General features: G+C 60.1%; 3 tRNA genes. All 3 read right to left on the bottom strand.

Going from position 1 to position 411, the window contains the following annotated elements:
• Window positions 1-2 precede the first annotated feature (2 nt).
• A tRNA-Ala gene (locus tag FSZ13_RS18175) sits at window positions 3-78 on the bottom strand.
• 125 nt (window positions 79-203) lie between these two features.
• Window positions 204-279: transfer RNA gene (locus FSZ13_RS18180), tRNA-Glu, on the bottom strand.
• A gap of 53 nt (window positions 280-332) precedes the next feature.
• Window positions 333-408, bottom strand: a tRNA-Ala gene (locus FSZ13_RS18185).
• Window positions 409-411: the final 3 nt, after the last annotated feature.

The raw sequence follows: 411 nt of genomic DNA on the forward strand, positions 1-411 counted from the left end.
AGTGGTGGAGCCAGGCGGGATCGAACCGCCGACCTCCTGCATGCCATGCAGGCGCTCTCCCAGCTGAGCTATGGCCCCACGATGCTGGAGCGCGAATTCTACGCGTGTGAAGAGCATTCGCCAAGGGGTTGCGAACGATTTCTGCGACGCCATGCGGACAAACAAAAAGCCCCGACAAGAGTCGGGGCTTTCTGCTTTGTAACTGGCGTCCCCACGGGGATTCGAACCCCGGTCGCCACCGTGAAAGGGTGATGTCCTAGGCCTCTAGACGATGGGGACGCACGAAAAACTGAATTGTATTCACTACCTTCCAATCGGCCTAAGGATTGGAGTGGTGGAGCCAGGCGGGATCGAACCGCCGACCTCCTGCATGCCATGCAGGCGCTCTCCCAGCTGAGCTATGGCCCCACG

This window comes from Stenotrophomonas rhizophila (genome assembly GCF_007667275.1).
Taxonomy (GTDB): Bacteria; Pseudomonadota; Gammaproteobacteria; order Xanthomonadales; family Xanthomonadaceae; genus Stenotrophomonas; species Stenotrophomonas maltophilia_AE.